Source organism: Geodermatophilus sp. SYSU D00708, from assembly GCF_054050115.1.
The window spans coordinates 1-17165 of sequence record NZ_JBJGYS010000051.1 but is presented as its reverse complement, the minus strand read 5'-3'; the positions used below and the strand labels follow the sequence as shown (position 1 = coordinate 17165).

The window sequence follows — 17165 nt, the reverse complement described above, 5'->3', positions numbered from 1 at the left end:
CCCCCCCCCCCCCCCCCCCCCCCCCCCCCCCCCCCCCCCCCCCCCCCCCCCCCCCCCCCCCCCCCCCCCCCCCCCCCCCCCCCCCCCCCCCCCCCCCCCCCCGCCCGCGCCCCCCCCCCCCCCCCCCCCCCCCCCCCCCCCCCCCCCTCGACGGTGGGCGAGCGTAGCCACGCGGCGTGCCCGCGGGGCCGTTCTCGAATGAGAAAAGTGTGACCGCCGTCTCGTTCGGGGTTACACGGACGTTTCCGTGAAGTTACGGCCGTGTGACCGTGCAGGTCGGGTCCGACGCCACAGTGTGCGGGTCGTCCCCGACCCCGGAGGTCCGCATGGCCACCGTCTCCGACCCGCCACCCACCGCCGCGGGCACCGCGCGCCCGACCGCCGCCGACCACCGGCTGCGGGGACGCCTCGGCCCGGCCGCGATCGTCTTCATGGTGGTGGCCGCGGCCGCGCCGCTGACGGTGATCGCCGGCTCGGTGCCCATCGGCATCGCGGCGGGGAACGGCCCGGGCTACCCGGCCATGTACGTCGTCGCCGCGGTCGTCCTGCTGTTCTTCGCCGTCGGGTTCACCGCGATGACCCGGCACGTGCCGAACGCCGGCGCGTTCTACTCCTACATCGGCACCGGGCTGGGCCGCGGCGCGGGACTCGGCAGCGCCCTCGTCGCGCTGATCAGCTACGTCACCGTGCAGGGCGCCGTCTACGGCTACATCGGGTTCCTGCTCGACGACCTGGTGACCGGCTACGGCGGGCCGGACCTCCCGTGGTGGCTGTGGACCGCCGCCGTCCTGGCCGTCACCGGCGTGCTCGGGTACCGGCACATCGAGCTGTCGAGCAAGGTGCTGGGCGTCCTGCTGGTCGCCGAGGTGGGCATCGTGCTCGTCCTGGACGCCGCCGTCGTCGGCCAGGGCGGCGGGCCCGAGGGCCTGTCGACGGCGCTGGTGACGCCCGGCGACGTCCTCTCCGGCGCGCCGGGCATCGGGCTGATGTTCGCCATCGCCGGGTTCATCGGCTTCGAGGCGACCGCGATCTTCCGCGACGAGGCCCGGGACCCGGACCGGACCGTCCCGCGGGCCACCTACGCCGCACTCGCCATCATCGCGGTCTTCTACACCGTCTCCTCGTGGGCCATCGTGAGCGCATGGGGCGACAGCCGCATCGTCGAGGAGTCGGCCGCGGACCCCGGCGGCATCGTGGTCGCGACGGCCCAGCAGTTCGTCGGGACGGCGGCGGCCGACGTCCTGCAGGTGCTCTTCGTGACCAGCCTGTTCGCGGCGATCCTGGCCTTCCACAACGTGCTGGCCCGCTACGTCTTCTCCCTGGGCAACACCGCCGTGCTGCCCGGCGTCTGCGGCCGCAGCCACGCCCGGCACGCCTCGCCGCACGTCGCCTCGCTGGTGACCTCCGGCGTGGGGGCCCTGGTCATGGCCGTCTGCGTGGTCGCCGGCCTGGACCCGGTCCTGGAGGTCTTCACCTGGCTGGCCGGCGTCGCCAGCGTCGGGATCGTCGTCCTCATGCTGCTGGCCTGCCTGGCGGTGATCGTGTTCTTCCGCCGCACCCGCGTGGACCGCCGTCCCTGGCAGACGCTCGTCGCGCCCGTCCTCGGCCTGCTCGGCCTCGCCGCGATCCTGGTCCTGCTGGTCGAGAACCTGCCGCTGCTCATGGGCGGCTCCACCGTGCTGGGCGTCGGCGCCGGCGTCCTGCTCGCCGTCGCCCTGGCCGCGGGCTGGGCCCTGGCCAAGGCCCGCCCCGAGGCAGCCCGCGACCTGGCCGCCGCCTCCCCCGCCGACTCCGCCCCGCAGATCTGACCGTGTCGTCCGCACCCACCTTGGAGACGCCGTGACCCTCACCGCCCCCACCACGAGCACCACCCACCCGCTGTCCCGGATGACGCCTGCGGAGATCACCGCCGCCCGGGAGGTCGTCGAGGCGGCCGGCCTGCTCGGCGAGAACACGAAGTTCGTCTACGTCGGCCTCGACGAGCCACACAAGCGCGAGGTCATGGCGTGGCAGCCCGGGCAGCCGGTCGAGCGCCGGCTGCGCGTCCTGCTGCTGGACCGGGCCACGGGCCGGGGCCGCGACCTCACCGTCTCGGTGACCGGCCGGTCGATCGTCTCCGACGTCGAGATCGACGGCGTCGCCGACGGGCAGGTGCCGATCCTGGACGCCGAGTTCGAGGCCATCGAGCCGATCCTGGCCGCCGACGAGCGGTGGATCGCCGCCATGGCCAAGCGCGGGCTGGACGTGGCGAACGTGCGGGCCGTGCCGCTGTCGGCCGGGTCGTACTTCCCCGAGGAGTTCGGCCACCGGGTGGTCCGCGTCCTGGGCTTCCACCAGGCCGACGAGCACGACCTGCCGTGGGCGCACCCGGTGGACGGCGTGGTGGCCTACGTCGACATCACCCGCGGGGTGACCACCGCGGTGCACGACCACTACGACCTGCCGGTGCCGGCCGAGCGCGGCGACTGGGACGGCGAGGCGCACCGGTCCCCCGCGCGTGACCTCAAGCCGATCGAGATCACCCAGCCCGAAGGCCCCAGCTTCACCGTCGAGGACGACGTCGTGCGCTGGGCCGGCTGGGAGGTGCGGGTCGGGTTCGACGTCCGCGAGGGGCTCACCCTGCACCAGGTCTCGGTCGACGGCCGGTCGGTCGTCTACCGGGCGTCGATCTCGGAGATGGTGGTGCCCTACGCCGACCCGTCGCCCGTGCGGTTCTGGCAGAACTACTTCGACACCGGCGAGTACCTGTTCGCCCGGTACACCAACGCCCTCGAGCTCGGCTGCGACTGCCTGGGCGAGATCCACTACTTCGACGCCACCATCGCCGACGAGGACGGCGCCCCGCGGGTGCTGCGCAACGCCATCTGCCTCCACGAGGAGGACTACGGCGTGGGCTGGAAGCACACCGACCTGTTCAACGGGATGGCCGAGACCCGGCGCTCCCGCCGCCTGGTGATCAGCTTCTTCACCACGATCGGCAACTACGACTACGGCTTCTACTGGTACCTCTACCTCGACGGCACGATCCAGCTGGAGTCCAAGGCCACCGGCATCGTGTTCACGTCGTCCTACCGGGGCGACGAGCACCCGTACGCCACGGAGGTCGCGCCCGGTCTGGGTGCGCCGTTCCACCAGCACCTGTTCTCCGCCCGGCTGGACATGGCCGTCGACGGGCTGACCAACACCGTGCACGAGGTGGACGCCGTCCGGCAGCCGGTCAGCGACGCCAACCCCTACGGCAACGCCTTCACCCGCCGGTCCACGCCGCTCACGCGGGAGTCGGAGGCGGCCCGGGTGACCGACGGGACGGTGGGCCGGGTCTGGCACGTGGTCAACCCCGAGCGGACCAACCGGCTGGGCCAGCCGGTGGGCTACGCGCTGCACCCGGAGAACCTCCCGCTCATGCTGGCCGACGAGTCCTCCTCCATCCACCAGCGCGCCACCTTCGGCACCAAGAGCCTGTGGGTGACGCAGTACGACCCGGCCGAGCGCTACGCGGCCGGCGACTTCGTCAACCAGCACCCCGGCTCGGCGGGGCTGCCGGCGTTCGTGCGGGCCGACCGGCCGCTCGAGGGGCAGGACGTCGTCCTGTGGCACACCTTCGGGCTGACCCACTTCCCGCGGCCGGAGGACTGGCCGGTCATGCCGACCGACTACGCCGGCTTCACCCTCAAGCCGGTCGGCTTCTTCGACCGCAACCCGGCGCTGGGCACGCCGAGGACGACGTCGGCCCACTGCGCGCACGAGTCGTGACGGCGTCCCCCTGCCGTGATCATGGGGTCGTTGCCGGACGCCGCGGCGTGCCCGCCCGGATCGGCGGCAACGACCCCATGATCAACGGGGTGAACGGGACCCTCGCCGTCGCCGTCGCCCTGGCCGGGCGGGGAGCGGCGCTGCTCGCCCTCGGCTCGGCCGTCGTGCACCTGGCCGGGGTGAGCGCGGCGTCGCTGACCGCGCTCGCCACGGCCGGGCTGGGGCTGGCCTGCCTGCCCTGCGCCTGGCACCTGTGGCGGTCGCCGTCCGCCGGGGTGTGGGGCACGACCGTCGCCCTGGACCTCGGCATGCTCGCCGTGCACGCGCCCCCGGCCGGGCACGTGCACGGCGGCGGGGCGGGCATGCCCTCGGCGGGGCTGTGGCTGGTCGGCGCCTCGCTGCTGCTGGGCCTGGCGGTGCTGCTCGCCACCGCCGTCCGGGCGGTGTCCGGCCGGGTGCCGCTGCCTGCCGATGGGGAGGAGACTGCCCGACCATGACCGCCACCGACGCCTACCGCGCCGCCCGGGACCAGCTGCTCGACCTCCGCGGACAGCACGAGCGGGCGGTCGCCGAGTTCCGCTGGCCCGACCTCGGGGACCGGTTCAACTGGGCGGTGGACTGGTTCGACGCGATCGCCCGCGGCAACGGCCGGCCCGCGCTGGTCATCGCCGGGGACGACGGTGCGACCACGACGCGGACCTTCGACGAGATGGCCCGCCGCTCCGACCGGGTCGCCGCGTGGCTGGCCGAGCGGGGCGTGCGCCGCGGCGACCGGGTGCTGCTCATGCTGGGCAACCAGGTCGAGCTGTGGGAGTCGATGCTGGCGATCATGAAGCTCGGCGCGGTCATCATGCCGACCACCACCGCGCTCGGGCCGGCCGACCTCACCGACCGGGTCGAGCGCGGCGGCGCCCGGCACGTCGTCTGCACCCCCGCCGACACCGCGAAGTTCGACGCTGTCCCGGGCGACTACACGCGGATCAGCGTGGGCCCGGCCGACGGGTGGGCCGACCTGCACGAGGCCGAGGGGCTCGAGGCCGCCCCGGCCCCGCACCCGGGCACCGCGCCGGGCGACCCGCTGCTGCTGTACTTCACCTCGGGCACCACCTCCCGGCCCAAGTTGGTCGAGCACACCCAGGTCTCCTACCCGGTCGGGCACCTGAGCACGATGTACTGGCTGGGCCTGCGCCCCGGCGACGTGCACCTCAACGTCTCCTCCCCCGGCTGGGCCAAGCACGCCTGGTCCTGCTTCTTCGCCCCCTGGATCGCCGAGGCGACGGTCTTCCTGCACGACTACAAGCGGCTGGACCCCGCCGTCCTGCTCGACCGGATCCGCGAGCACGGGGTGACGTCGTTCTGCGCGCCGCCGACGGTGTGGCGGATGCTCATCAACGCCGACCTCTCCGGCGGGCCCGGCGCGCTGCGCGAGGTGATCGGCGCCGGGGAGCCGCTGAACCCCGAGGTCATCGAGCAGGTCCGCCGGGCGTGGGGCCTGACCATCCGCGACGGCTACGGCCAGACCGAGACCACCGCCCAGATCGGCAACACCCCCGAGTCGGTGGTCAAGCCCGGCTCGATGGGCCGGCCGCTGCCCGGCGTGCCGGTGGCATTGGTCGACCCGCTCACCGGCCGCGCCGTGGAGGGCCCCGGCGAGGGCGAGATCTGCCTGGACCTCTCGGCCTCCCCGCTCCCGCTGATGACCGGCTACCAGGGCGACCCCGACCGCAACGCGGGGGCGATGGCCGGCGGCTACTACCACACCGGGGACATCGCCGGCCGGGACGCCGACGGCTACATCACCTACGTGGGCCGCACCGACGACGTGTTCAAGGCCAGCGACTACAAGATCAGCCCGTTCGAGCTCGAGTCGGTCCTCATCGAGCACCCGGCGGTGGCCGAGGCCGCCGTCGTCCCCGCGCCGGACGCGGTGCGCCTGGCCGTGCCCAAGGCCTACGTGGCGCTGGCCCCCGGGCACGAGCCGACCGCGGAGACGGCGCAGGCGATCCTGCGGTACGCCCGCGAGCACCTCGCGCCCTTCCAGCGGGTGCGCCGCATCGAGTTCGCCGAGCTGCCCAAGACCATCTCCGGGAAGATCCGCCGGGTCGAGCTGCGCGGTCGGGAGGAGGAGCTCGCCGCCGTCGAGGGCCCCCGCCCCGGCGAGTGGCGCGACGACCAGTTCCCGGGGCTGCGTTCCTGAGCCGCTCCCGCCGGCGGCCCCGGTCCCGCGCGGGGACCGGGGCCGCCGGCGGTCTCAGCAGCAGCGGCTGACGGGGGTGCGCTCCCGGAGGTCGGCGCGGCGCCGCTCGAACTCCCGCCGGCTGACCGGCTCGTGCCCGTGCTCGGCGCAGTGCCGCAGGTAGTCGTCCCAGCGCGCCTCGCCGGTGAACTCGCGCAGGTACCACCGCACCCCGCGCCAGGCCCGGACGACGAGGTCGCCGCTCACTGCTCGTCCCGCGAGGAGAAGGTGCCGCCCGGGCCGGTGCCCGCGCCGACCAGTCGCTCGTGCTCGGCCATGGCGCGGCGCTCCTCCGCCGTCGGGAAGATGCCCGAGGGCTCGACGAGCTGCGACGGGACGGCCGGCTCCTCGGTGGTCGGCAGGCTGCCACCGGCCCGGATCGCCCGGGTGATGACCACCACCGCGTTGACCACGACGACCAGCGTCAGCAGCGCGAACAGCGCTTGCAGGATCCCGTTCAGCGTCGAGTTGAAGATGATCTGGTTCATCTGCGCGGGGTCCTGGGCGGGTGCGAGCAGCTCCCCCGCCGCCTGTGCGTCGGCGTAGCGCTGGCGTTGCGCGAAGTAGCCGACCGCCGGGTCGGACGAGAAGACCTTCTGGTAGCTCGCGGTCATGGTGACCACGAGGTCCCACACCAGCGGGACGGCGGTGACCCACGCGTACTTCAGCTTGCCGTGCTTGATCAGCAGCACGGTGACCAGCGTGAGGGCGATGGCGGCCAGCAGCTGGTTGGAGATGCCGAACAGCGGGAAGAGCTGGTTGACGCCGCCCAGGGGGTCGGTCACGCCGACGTAGAGGATGTAGCCCCACAGCGCGACCACGACGGCGCTGGCCATGACGTTGCCCGGCCGCCAGGACAGGTCGCCGAACTTCTTCCAGACGTTGCCGATCGTGTCCTGCAGCATGAACCGGCCCACCCGGGTGCCGGCGTCGACGGCGGTGAGGATGAACAGCGCCTCGAACATGATCGCGAAGTGGTACCAGAACGCGGCCATCCCGGAGCCGAACGCGTCGGACAGGATGTTCGCGATCCCGACCGCCAGCGTGGGCGCGCCGCCGGTGCGCGAGACCAGGGTCGGCTCCTGCACCGCCGCGGACGCCGCCGCGAGGTCCTGGGCCGTCGTGTCGAAGCCCAGGCCGTTGACGTAGGCGGCGGCCGTCTCCGCCGTCCCACCGGTGACGCCGGCCGGGCTGTTCATCGCGAAGTACAGCCCCTGGTCGATGACCACGGCTGCGATCAGGGCGCTGATCGCGACGAAGGACTCCATGAGCATGCCGCCGTAGCCGATCAGGCGGACCTGGCTCTCCTTGGCCACCATCTTCGGCGTCGTCCCGGAGGAGATCAGGGCGTGGAAGCCCGACAGGGCGCCGCAGGCGATGGTGATGAAGACGAACGGGAACAGCGACCCGGCGAACACCGGGCCGGTGCCCTCGCGGGCGAACTCGGTGACCGCGTCGGCGGCCAGCACCGGCCGGGCCAGGATCAGACCGATGGCCAGCAGCACGATGACGCCGACCTTCATGAAGGTCGACAGGTAGTCGCGCGGGGTGAGCAGCAGCCACACCGGCAGCACCGAGGCGACGAACCCGTAGACCACCAGGGCGAGGACCAGCCACTCCTTGGACAGAGTCAGCGCCTCACCGAGCCCGGTGTCGTCGATCCACCCGCCGCCGATGACGGCCAGCAGGAGCAGGACGACGCCGATGGCAGTGGCCTCGAGCACCCGGCCGGGCCGGATGGTGCGCAGGTAGACGCCCATGAACAGCGCGATCGGGATGGTGAGCGCGATGGAGAAGACACCCCACGGCGACTCGGCCAGCGCGTTGACCACGATCAGCGCCAGCACCGCCAGGATGATGATCATGATCGCGAAGACCGCGATGAGGGCCGCGATGCCGCCCACGACGCCGATCTCCTCGCGCACCATCTGGCCGAGGCTCTTGCCGTTGCGGCGCATCGAGAAGAACAGGACCGTCATGTCCTGGACCGCGCCGGCGAAGATGACGCCGACGATGATCCAGATGGTGCCGGGCAGGTAGCCCATCTGGGCGGCGAGCACCGGCCCGACCAGCGGTCCGGCCCCGGCGATGGCGGCGAAGTGGTGCCCGAAGAGCACCCGCCGGTCGGTGACGTCGAAGTCGACGCCGTTGTGCAGCCGCTCGGCGGGGGTGGCCCGCCGGTCGTCGACCTGCAGCACGCGGCGGACGATGAACTTCGCGTAGAAGCGGTAGGCGATCGCGTACGAGCACAACGCGGCGAAGAGGATCCACAGCGCCGACACCGTCTCGCCGCGGGCCAGGGCCAGCACGGTCCAGGCGACCGCGCCCACCGCCGACACCAGCAGCCAGACCACCACGCTGCGCGCCGACGGACGCCGGCGGGCACCCCCGCCCGGTGGCTGCCCGCCCCCGGTGGCGTCCGTCCTGACGGTCGTGGACATGAGCGCCCTCCCAGCAGGTCAGGGCAGCGCCCGGACGACGCCGCCCGCGTCAGGGTCGAGCATGCAAGGAGCGCGCCCGCCGCACCACCGGAAGGAGACCGCCCCGTGACCGGGGCCCTTCCCGGCCCGTCCAGAGACCCGCCGCGAGCCTGGTGACCGCGGCCGGCCCGGCCTGGTCCAGAGGCTCGGCGCGAGCCTGCGAGCGGTGAGGAGGACGGGGTCCTCTCAGTACCCCCAGACCTCCTGGGCGGTCTCGACGACGAGGCGCAGCTTGGCGATCTGGTCGTCGCGGGTGAGCGCGTTGCCCTCGACCGTCGAGGAGAAACCGCACTGCGGCGACAGGCACAGCTGCTCCATCGGCACGTACTTCGCCGCCTCGTCGATGCGCCGCTTGAGGGTGTCCTTGTCCTCCAGCTGCGGGCGCTTGCTGGTCACCAGGCCCAGCACCACCCGCTTGCCCGGCGGGACGAACCGCAGCGGCTCGAAGCCGCCCGAGCGGGCGTCGTCGTACTCGAGGAAGAAGCCGTCGACCTCCAGCCCGCCGAACAGCGCCTCCGCGACGAAGTCGTAGCCGCCCTCGGCCACCCACGAGGAGCGGAAGTTGCCGCGGCACATGTGGGTCGTGACGGTCAGCCCCTCGGGCCGGCCGGCCAGCGCGGCGTTGATCTGCCGGATGTAGCGCTCGTGCTGGTGCTCGGCGTCGCGGCCCTGCTCGGCCAGCTCGGCGCGCTGGGCGGGGTCGTTGAGGTAGGCCAGGCTGGTGTCGTCGAGCTGCAGGTAGGTGCACCCCTGCGCGGCGATGCCCCGGACCTGCGAGGCGTAGGCCGCCGAGAGCGCGTCCCAGAAGGCGTCCTCGTCCGGGTAGACCGCCGGGTCGATCGCCGCCGCCCCGCCGCGGTAGTGGACCATCGACGGCGAGGGGATCGTGAGCTTCGGCGTCTGCCGCTCGCTGACCACCGACTGCAGGTAGCCGAAGTCCGCGCCGAAGATCGGCTCGTCGATGCGCAGCGGGCCGTCGACGTGCAGCCCGGCCGGGGTCCAGTCCATCGACCCGTCGGCGTTGCGGAAGTGGACCGGCCGGCCCTGCCCCTCCACCTTGGTGATCCCGCCGATCGCGTAGATGAAGTCCATGTGCCAGGTGGCCCGCCGGAACTCGCCGTCGGTGGCGGTGCGCAGGCCGACGTCCTCCTGCAGCCGGACGACGTCGGCGATCGCCTCGTCCTCGATGCCGCGCAGCTCCGCCGCGTCGATCTCCCCGGCGGCGGCGCTTGCGCGGGCGTCGAGCAGGCGCTGCGGGCGGAGGAGGCTGCCGACGTGGTCGGCGCGGAACGGCGGGCCGGAGGAGTCGGTCATGGCGACAGCTTGCTCGCCCCGGCCCCGCCGCGCAGCCCCCTCGCTCAGGGCCGGCCGAAGGTGGCGATCGTGTCCACGCGCAGCTCGAACAGCACGCGGCGCTCGTCGCGGCCGGGGTCGCGCAGCGCGTAGTGGCCGTCGTCGCCGGTGTACTTCTTCCAGATCCGGTCGAGCTGCTCGGTCACCCGCGGCCCCTCCTCCGGGTCGTCCTCGGAGACCTCGCGGGTGACCGTGGCCTTGATGCTGACCCAGTGGTAGGGGTTCGCCGGGTTCACCAGCAGGAAGGTCGCCTGCGGGTTGGCCCGCAGCCAGTCGACCTTCTTGCGGTGGGTGGCCAGGTTGAGCAGCACGGTGTTGCCCTCGTAGTCGAACCAGACCGGGGTCAGGTTCGGCCGCCCGGTCGACCCCATGACCGCCACGACGGCGGTGACCGGCTCGTCGATGAGCTGCTTGTAGACCGGGTCGAGGTCCTCGAGGGTGTCCACCGCGTGGCGGTCGCCGACCTCGAACTGCCCCGGCTGGGTGCCGTCGGCGACGTCCCGGAACTTGGCCACTGTGATCGTCATGCACGGCTCCTGCCCGCCAGGCCCGCCCGCGCCGGTGCCGGCAGGCTGGCCGGACGCTAGCGAGGGCCTCCCCCGCCGTCGACCTGCGCGGAGACCAAGCCCGGCCCGCCCGGTCTGTCCGCCGGCACAAACGGACCCGGCGGCCTCAGCTCCGCGGCGTCGGGACGACCAGCTGCTCGGCGCGGGTCGGCACGAACACCCCGACCACCGCCTCGGCCAGCGCGAAGACCACCAGCCCCGGGGCGATGACCACCGCGGGCGGGACGACGAGCGGCGCGGCGAGCAGCGAGATGGCCAGCACGCCGGGTGCGCTGACCAGCCACCCGGGCCGCCGCAGCGGGTCGACCAGCGCGCCCCACCGCACGCCGCACCACATCAGCCAGCGGCGCAGCACCGGCACGCCGCTCTCCCGCATCACCCGGCGGAACAGCCCGTCGGCCTCCCGCGAGGTCACCGCGCCCGACCGGATGCCCTCGGTGCACAGCCAGTCGTGCAGGATCGCCGCCAGCGTGTAGGCGCCGAACCGCGGCACCAGCCACACGACCAGACGGGGCACCGTGGCGAAGTCGGTGCGGAAGCCGGCGGGGACGACGAAGCGGTCCCGGTTGCCGCGGTAGACCAGCGGGTCGACCACCGCCCAGGTCTGCGCGTCCACCCTCCGCACCACCAGCGACGTCGACTCGAACGGCACGCCCGCATGGTGTCAGCACCGGCACCCGGGAGCCGACCCACCGTGTCCGGGCCCGGCTGCCGGGTAGCCGTGTGCCATGAGCGAGCCGTTCCGAATCGAACCGCAGGGCGACCACCAGTACCTCGTCCGACTGGAGGGCGGGGGCGAGGAGGTCGAGACCTGGGTGCAGGTCACCCCGGAGGTGCTCGACGGGCTCGGCGTCGCCGGGGAGGACGAGGAGACGGTGGTCCGGCGGACCGTCAGCTTCCTGCTGCGCCACCAGGGCGTCCCCGACTTCCCGCGCATCGTCGAGCTGGAGGACGTCGTCTCGGGCTACCCGGACTTCCCAGAGGCGCTCCGCGGCTGACTCCCCGGCTAGGGCGGGCCGTGCCGCAGGTCGGCCAGCGCGTCCGGGGGGAAGCAGGTGGTCGTGTCGCCCAGCAGCAGCGCCCGGTAGGTCGCCGCCGCGGCCTCCTCCAGGTTGAGCGCCCGGCGGAAGGCCATGCCGACGTCGGGCCCCAGCGCCGAGCAGCCGTGGTGGGCCAGCACGACGCAGTCGTGCTCCCGGGCCTGCTCGGCGGCGCCGTCGGCCAGCTCGTCCGAGCCGTTCGGGAAGTACGGGACGACCCCGACCGACCGCACGTAGGTGGCGTGGTCGAGGGTGATCAGCCGGATCCGGTGACCCAGCGCGTCGACCAGGACAGCGTGCTGCGGGTGCAGGTGCACCACGGCGTTGACGTCGGGTCGGGCCAGGTAGGTGCGCTGGTGCAGCTTCCACTCGCTGGACGGCCGCGCGGCGCCGCCCACGACCGCGCCGTCCAGGGTGACCACGCTGAAGTCCGCCGGCGCGAGCCGGTCCAGCCAGGTGCCGGCCGCGGTCACCACGAACTCGCCCTGCCCGGGCAGCCGCGCGGAGAGGTTCCCCCCGCTGGCCAGCACCAGCCCCCGCTCGACGGCCAGCCGGCCCGCCTCGACCAGCTGGTCGACCGCCTCGTCCCGGGTGGCCGGCGCCCTCATGCGGCGAAGTGGGACGCCAGGTCCGACGGCGCGAACCGCCCCCGGTCGGTGACGACGACGCTGACGAAGCGGGCCGGCGTGACGTCGAAGGCCGGGTACACGCCGGTGACCCGCTCCGACGCGGTGCGGTGCCCGAGGCAGTGCAGGACCTCCCGGCCGTCGCGGTCCTCGAGCTCGACGGCGGCCGCGTCCGGCGCCTGCCGGTCGGGTGCCTGCACCAGGGCCACGAACGGCACCCCGAACGCGTGCGCCGAGACGGCGATCTGCAGCGTGCCGATCTTGTTGACGACGCAGCCGTCCATGGTGACCCGGTCGGCCCCGGTCACGAAGACGGTGACCTCGCCGCGGCTCATCAGGTGGGCCGCGGCGCCGTCGGTGATCAGCCGCGTGGGCACGCCCATCTCGGCGAGGCTCTCCGCGGTCAGCCGGGCGCCCTGCAGGTAGGGCCGGGTCTCGGTGCAGACGGCCTCGATCCGCCGGCCCGCGCGCAGGACGGCGGCCACCGTCTCGGTCAGGTAGGTCTCGGCCCAGCAGTGGGTCAGCACGGTGGCGCCGTCGGGGACCAGCGCCGCGGCGTGCTCGCCGAGCCGCCGGTGGCCGGCCCGGGCGCGCTCCGCGAGGTCCCGGGCGGCCGCGCCGACCGCGGGCCCCACCGGCTCCCCGGCGTCCGCGGACGCCGTCGCCACCGCGAGCAGCTCGGCCACGACGTCCCGGATGGCGTTGTTCGTCGGCCGGGTGGCGACCAGCCGTCGCCCCGCCGCGCGGACGAACTCCCGCCGCGCCGGGCTGGTCGGCAGCCGGTCGGCGTCGCGGGCGGCCAGGGTCATGCCGCCGGCCGCCGCGAACAGCGGGCCGAGGCTCTGGGTGACCATCTGCTCGATGGCGGTGGCGACCTCCTCGTGGTCGCGGCAGGTCACCCACCGGCGCTCGAAGGGGAACACGCGGCGGTCGAGGATCCGCACGGCGTCGGGCTCGACCAGCACGCTCTCCCCGACGAGCGTGGGGACGGGGACGTCCACGGTGGCGGTCACGGCGGCTCAGGTCCCGGTGACGTGCTCCGCGCGGATCGGCACCCGGCGCAGCGGCTTGCCGCAGGCGGCCCGCACCGCGGCGGCCACCGCCGGGCCCGACGAGATCGTCGGCGGCTCCCCCACCCCGCGCACTCCGTAGGGCGCGTGCGGGTCGGCGTACTCGAGGACCTCCACCCGCATCGGCGGCACGTCGAGGATCGTCGGCAGCAGGTAGTCGGTGAACGACGGGTTCCGCACGTGCCCGTCGGTCACCACGATCTCCTCCATCAGCGCCAGGCCCATGCCCTGCGCGGACCCGCCGTGGATCTGGCCGACGACCGCGTCGGGGTTGATCGCCCGGCCGACGTCCTGGGCGGTGTCCAGCGCGACGACCTTGACCAGGCCCAGCTCGGTGTCGACGTCGACGACGGCGCGGTGCGCGGAGAAGGCGAACTGCACGTGCGCGTCGCCCTGCCCGGTCTCGGGGTCGACCGCGTGGGTCGGGCGGTGCCGCCACTCGACGGTCTCCTCCACCGCGTCGTCCCCGAGGACCTCGGCGAGGCCGGCGAGCACCTCCCCGCCCGGCCCGACCACCTTGTCCCCCTCCAGGCCCAGCGCGCCCAGTGGCCGGTCGAGGGCGATCGCGGCCCGCCGCAGCACCGCCGTCCGGACTGCCTCGCACGCGGCCTTCACCGCCCCGCCGGTCACGTAGGTCTGACGGGACGCCGACGTCGACCCGGCCGAGCCGACCGCGGTGTCGGCCGGGACGACGACCACCCGCTCCACCCCGAGCTCGGTGCGGGCGATCTGCTGCTGGACGGTGACCAGCCCCTGGCCGACCTCCGCGGCCGCGGTGTGCACGGTCGCGACGGCCTCCCCGCCGGTCACCTGCAGCCGCACCCGGGCGGTGGAGTAGTCGTCGAAGCCCTCGGAGAAGCCGATGTTCTTGTAGGTGACCGCGTAGCCGACGCCGCGCCGCACGCCCTCGCCGTGGGTGGTGTTGCCGACGGCGCCGGGCAGGGCCCGCAGGTCGGTGGTGTCCGCCGGCGGGGGCAGCGGCAGGTCCGCGACCCGCTGCAGCAGTTCGGCGACCGGCGCGGCGGAGTCGACCAGCTGGCCGGTGATGGTGCGGTCGCCCTCGCGCAGGCCGTTGCGCTGCCGGATCTCGACCGGCCCGACGCCGACCGCGGCGGCCAGCTCGTCCATCAGCGCCTCGTGGGCGAAGGCCGCCTGCACGCAGCCGAAGCCGCGCATGGCGCCGCACGGCGGGTTGTTGGTGAAGACCCCGTAGGCGTCGACGGCCACCGACGGGATGCGGTAGGGGCCCATCCCGAGCAGGCCGGCGTTGCCCACGACCGCCGCGGTGGACGAGGCGTAGGCGCCCCCGTCGAGCAGCACGCGGGCCCGCGCGTAGACCAGGGTGCCGTCGCGCTCGGCGCCGAACTCGTAGGTCATCGTCGCCGGGTGCCGGTGCACGTGGCCGTAGAAGGACTCCTCCCGGCCGTAGCTCATCTTCACCGGCCGGCCGGTGCGCAGGGCCAGCAGGCAGGCGTGCACGTGCACCGAGAGGTCCTCGCGGCCCCCGAACGCGCCGCCCACGCCGGCCAGGGTCAGCCGCACCTTCTCCGGCGGCAGGCCCAGCGCCAGGCACACCTGCCGCTGGTCGACGTGCAGCCACTGGGTGGCGACGTAGAGGTCGACGCCGCCGTCCTCGGCCGGGACGGCGAGGCCGGACTCGGGGCCGAGGAACGCCTGGTCCTGCATGCCGACCTCGAAGTCGAGGGAGACGACGACCGGGGCCGTCGGGTGCTCCTCGCCGCGGCGCAGCCGCAGGTGGCGCACCAGGTTGCCGCCCGGCTGCACCCGCGGGGCGTCGTCGTCCAGGGCGCGGCGGGGGTCGGTGACCGCGGGCAGCACCTCGTAGTCGACCCGGATCCGCGCCGCCGCCCGGCGGGCGGTCTCCGGGTGGTCGGCGGCGACCAGCGCCACCGGCTCGCCCTCGTAGCGCACGACGTCGGCGGCGAGCACCGGCTGGTCGGCGTGCTCCAGCCCGAAGGCGTTCTCCCCCGGCACGTCGTCGGCGGTGAGGACGGCGGTCACGCCCGGGACGGTGAGCGCCTCGGAGACGTCGATCCGGCGGATGCGGGCCGACGGGTGCGGGCTGCGCAGCGTGACGCCCCAGACCATGTCGTCGTGCCACAGGTCGCTGGCGTAGGCGAACTCGCCGGTGACCTTGAGCGTGCCGTCGGGGCGCAGCGCGTTCTCGCCGATGCGGCCCGGGCTGCGGACCCCGACCTCGGTGGCGGTCATGCCGAGCGCTCCGCGGCCAGCCGGACGGCGTCGAGGATCTTCTCGTAGCCGGTGCAGCGGCACAGGTTGCCGGCCAGCGCCTCCCGGATCTCCGGGTCGCTGGGGCGGGGCACCCGGGCGAGCAGGTCGTGGGCGGCGACGACCAGGCCGGGCGTGCAGAACCCGCACTGCACGGCGCCGGCCTCGACGAACGCCTCCTGCACCGGGTGCAGCCGCCCCTCCTCGGCCAGCCCCTCGACCGTGGTCACCTCCCGGCCGATCGCCTGGCCGGCCGCGACCAGGCAGGCGCACACCGGCTCCCCGTCGAGGTAGACCGTGCACGACCCGCACTCGCCCTGCTCGCAGGCGTTCTTCGCGCCCGGGAGCCCGAGCCGCTCGCGCAGCAGGTACAGCAGGCTCTCCCCCGGCCAGACGTCGTCGGCCTGCTGTTCGGTGCCGTTGACCGTCGTGGTGACGCGCATCAGGCTGCCCTCCTCAGGTCGTCCCAGGCCCAGGTGGCGGCGCGGCGGGCCAGCACCGCCAGCGAGTGCCGCCGGTAGGCCGCGCTCCCCCGGACGTCGTCGATCGGCGCGGCCGCGGCGGCCACCCGCCGCCCGAACTCCGCGGCCAGCGCCTCCGGCAGCGGGCCGCGGGCCGCCCAGTCCAGCTCCGCGGCCAGGAACTCCTCCGCCTCCGGCGCCCGCCGCGGGGTCGGCGCGGCCGAGCCGATGCCGGTGCCCACCGCCTGGCGGTCGGGGTGCAGCGCCAGGGCGAAGGCGGACACCGCGATCACCATGGCGTTGCGGGTGCCGACCTTGCAGAACTGCTGCGGCCCGGCCGCCGGCGGCACGAGGACGGCGGCGATCAGCTCGTCGGGCGCCAGCACGGAGCGCTTGACCCCGGTGAAGAAGTCCGCGACCGGCACCCGCCGGGCGCCCCGGGCGGCCGACACCAGCTCCACCTCCGCGCCGGCGGCCAGCAGCGGCGGGTGCGCGTCCCCGGCCGGGGACGCCGAGCCGAGGTTGCCGCCGACCGTGCCGCGCACCCGGATCTGCGGCGACCCGACGGTGCGCGAGGCCATCGCCAGGCCGGGCAGCTGCGCCCCCAGCTCCCGGATCACCCGCGCGTACGGGACGCCGGCGCCGAGGCGGACCCGACCGTCCTCGGGACCCCACTCGCGCAGCTCGGGCACGCGGGTGAGGTCCAGCAGCGCCGCCGGACGGCGCCGGTCGAAGTTGAGCTCGACCATGACGTCGGTGCCGCCCGCGATCGGCAGCGCGTCCGGCCGCTCGGCGCGCGCGGCGAGCGCGTCGGCCCACGTCGTCGGCTGCAGGAAGTCCATCGGCGCTCCTCGCTGTCCCTCGGCGTGCACGGCACTGTGCACGAGGGATGTGACGAGCAGGAAACAGCGAGACGCGGACGGTGACAAGGAGCGTCGCCACCGCCCGTCCGGGCGACCTCCCCGTGGTGTGCCGACGCCCGACCCGGGCCGCCGGTCAGACCGGGGCGATGCGGTCCAGGGCCGGCGCGGGCACCGGCGAGGAGGCGCCGAGGTACGCGGTGAACGCGTCGAGGTCGATCGGCCCGGTCACCGCGTTCGTGCCCCCGGGCAGCACGGTGAAGCCGTCCCCGCCCCCGGCCAGGAAGTTGTTGACGGTCACCCGGTACGTCGCGTTGGCGGTCACCGGCGAGCCGCCGATCTGCACCGACCCGTCCGGCACCCGGGTGCCGGTGCCCGGGTCGGCGCCGGCCGCCCCGGGGGCCCCGGCGGGCGCGCCCCGGGTCGTGATCCCCGCCGGGGACACCCCCCGCTACAACAGGAACAGCTGG

Annotated in this window: 16 protein-coding genes; 5 read left to right on the top strand and 11 right to left on the bottom strand. The window is 74.5% G+C overall.

Going from position 1 to position 17165, the window contains the following annotated elements:
* Positions 1-326: 326 nt before the first annotated feature.
* From ACI79D_RS24425 to ACI79D_RS24410, 4 genes are read left to right on the top strand one after another with little or no spacing between them, the layout of a single operon-like run.
* Positions 327-1808 (top strand): APC family permease, encoded by a 1482-nt coding sequence (locus ACI79D_RS24425; protein ID WP_456921127.1) that lies wholly within the window; start codon positions 327-329, stop codon positions 1806-1808.
* 31 nt (positions 1809-1839) lie between these two features.
* Positions 1840-3753: a primary-amine oxidase gene (locus ACI79D_RS24420; protein ID WP_456921126.1), complete on the top strand. Its 1914-nt coding sequence runs from the start codon at positions 1840-1842 to the stop codon at positions 3751-3753.
* Between the two features lie 47 nt (positions 3754-3800).
* Positions 3801-4250, top strand: coding sequence for a hypothetical protein (locus ACI79D_RS24415; RefSeq protein ID WP_456921125.1), 450 nt, complete (start codon positions 3801-3803; stop codon positions 4248-4250).
* Positions 4247-5950: an AMP-binding protein gene (locus tag ACI79D_RS24410; RefSeq protein WP_456921124.1), complete on the top strand. Its 1704-nt coding sequence runs from the start codon at positions 4247-4249 to the stop codon at positions 5948-5950. The genes ACI79D_RS24415 and ACI79D_RS24410 overlap by 4 nt, the downstream gene beginning before the upstream one ends.
* A gap of 54 nt (positions 5951-6004) precedes the next feature.
* On the opposite strand, the gene ACI79D_RS24405 is transcribed toward ACI79D_RS24410, so the two are convergent.
* From ACI79D_RS24405 to ACI79D_RS24385, 5 genes are all read right to left on the bottom strand, one after another.
* The gene (locus tag ACI79D_RS24405) at positions 6005-6196 is read right to left on the bottom strand and encodes a YbdD/YjiX family protein (protein WP_456921123.1); all 192 of its coding nucleotides are present in this window, start codon (positions 6194-6196) and stop codon (positions 6005-6007) included.
* Complete coding sequence (locus tag ACI79D_RS24400) at positions 6193-8430, bottom strand: carbon starvation CstA family protein (protein WP_456921122.1); 2238 nt, start codon at positions 8428-8430, stop codon at positions 6193-6195. The genes ACI79D_RS24405 and ACI79D_RS24400 overlap by 4 nt, the downstream gene beginning before the upstream one ends.
* A 225-nt stretch (positions 8431-8655) precedes the next feature.
* A complete protein-coding gene (locus ACI79D_RS24395; RefSeq protein ID WP_456921121.1) occupies positions 8656-9783 on the bottom strand; it encodes a 5-methyltetrahydropteroyltriglutamate--homocysteine S-methyltransferase in 1128 nt (375 codons plus the stop codon).
* Positions 9784-9827: 44 nt separating this feature from the next.
* Positions 9828-10349 carry a TIGR03618 family F420-dependent PPOX class oxidoreductase gene (locus tag ACI79D_RS24390; RefSeq protein WP_456921120.1) on the bottom strand — a complete coding sequence of 174 codons (522 nt, stop codon included), beginning with the start codon at positions 10347-10349 and terminating at the stop codon, positions 9828-9830.
* 145 nt (positions 10350-10494) lie between these two features.
* A complete protein-coding gene (locus ACI79D_RS24385; protein WP_456921119.1) occupies positions 10495-11040 on the bottom strand; it encodes a DUF1353 domain-containing protein in 546 nt (181 codons plus the stop codon).
* Between the two features lie 76 nt (positions 11041-11116).
* Here ACI79D_RS24385 and ACI79D_RS24380 point away from each other — a divergent pair, with 76 nt between their 5' ends.
* A complete protein-coding gene (locus ACI79D_RS24380; RefSeq protein ID WP_456921118.1) occupies positions 11117-11386 on the top strand; it encodes a hypothetical protein in 270 nt (89 codons plus the stop codon).
* An 8-nt stretch (positions 11387-11394) separates the two neighbouring features.
* Here ACI79D_RS24380 and ACI79D_RS24375 read toward each other — a convergent pair whose 3' ends face one another.
* From ACI79D_RS24375 to ACI79D_RS24350, 6 genes are all read right to left on the bottom strand, one after another.
* Positions 11395-12036 (bottom strand): class II aldolase/adducin family protein, encoded by a 642-nt coding sequence (locus ACI79D_RS24375; protein ID WP_456921117.1) that lies wholly within the window; start codon positions 12034-12036, stop codon positions 11395-11397.
* Complete coding sequence (locus tag ACI79D_RS24370; protein ID WP_456921116.1) at positions 12033-13067, bottom strand: s-methyl-5-thioribose-1-phosphate isomerase; 1035 nt, start codon at positions 13065-13067, stop codon at positions 12033-12035. Before ACI79D_RS24370 ends, ACI79D_RS24375 begins: the two co-directional genes overlap by 4 nt.
* Before the next feature lie 6 nt (positions 13068-13073).
* Entirely contained in the window at positions 13074-15356 is a 2283-nt protein-coding gene (gene pucD, locus ACI79D_RS24365; RefSeq protein ID WP_456921115.1) for a xanthine dehydrogenase subunit D, read from the bottom strand.
* Positions 15353-15817 (bottom strand): (2Fe-2S)-binding protein, encoded by a 465-nt coding sequence (locus tag ACI79D_RS24360; RefSeq protein WP_456921114.1) that lies wholly within the window; start codon positions 15815-15817, stop codon positions 15353-15355. Before ACI79D_RS24360 ends, pucD begins: the two co-directional genes overlap by 4 nt.
* Complete coding sequence (locus ACI79D_RS24355) at positions 15817-16677, bottom strand: FAD binding domain-containing protein (protein WP_456921113.1); 861 nt, start codon at positions 16675-16677, stop codon at positions 15817-15819. The genes ACI79D_RS24360 and ACI79D_RS24355 overlap by 1 nt, the downstream gene beginning before the upstream one ends.
* A gap of 154 nt (positions 16678-16831) precedes the next feature.
* A complete protein-coding gene (locus ACI79D_RS24350) occupies positions 16832-17140 on the bottom strand; it encodes a 5'-nucleotidase C-terminal domain-containing protein (protein ID WP_456921112.1) in 309 nt (102 codons plus the stop codon).
* Between the last annotated feature and the right edge of the window lie 25 nt (positions 17141-17165).

What these genes read in the sequence shown, in the direction of transcription:
- ACI79D_RS24425 (WP_456921127.1), top strand. Translation starts at nt 327, where the DNA reads ATGGCCACCGTCTCCGACCCGCCACCCACCGCCGCGGGCACCGCGCGC.
- ACI79D_RS24410 (WP_456921124.1), top strand. Translation starts at nt 4,247, where the DNA reads ATGACCGCCACCGACGCCTACCGCGCCGCCCGGGACCAGCTGCTCGAC.
- ACI79D_RS24400 (WP_456921122.1), bottom strand. Translation starts at nt 8,430, where the DNA reads ATGTCCACGACCGTCAGGACGGACGCCACCGGGGGCGGGCAGCCACCG.
- ACI79D_RS24395 (WP_456921121.1), bottom strand. Translation starts at nt 9,783, where the DNA reads ATGACCGACTCCTCCGGCCCGCCGTTCCGCGCCGACCACGTCGGCAGC.
- ACI79D_RS24390 (WP_456921120.1), bottom strand. Translation starts at nt 10,349, where the DNA reads ATGACGATCACAGTGGCCAAGTTCCGGGACGTCGCCGACGGCACCCAG.
- ACI79D_RS24380 (WP_456921118.1), top strand. Translation starts at nt 11,117, where the DNA reads ATGAGCGAGCCGTTCCGAATCGAACCGCAGGGCGACCACCAGTACCTC.
- ACI79D_RS24375 (WP_456921117.1), bottom strand. Translation starts at nt 12,036, where the DNA reads ATGAGGGCGCCGGCCACCCGGGACGAGGCGGTCGACCAGCTGGTCGAG.
- pucD (WP_456921115.1), bottom strand. Translation starts at nt 15,356, where the DNA reads ATGACCGCCACCGAGGTCGGGGTCCGCAGCCCGGGCCGCATCGGCGAG.
- ACI79D_RS24360 (WP_456921114.1), bottom strand. Translation starts at nt 15,817, where the DNA reads ATGCGCGTCACCACGACGGTCAACGGCACCGAACAGCAGGCCGACGAC.
- ACI79D_RS24355 (WP_456921113.1), bottom strand. Translation starts at nt 16,677, where the DNA reads ATGGACTTCCTGCAGCCGACGACGTGGGCCGACGCGCTCGCCGCGCGC.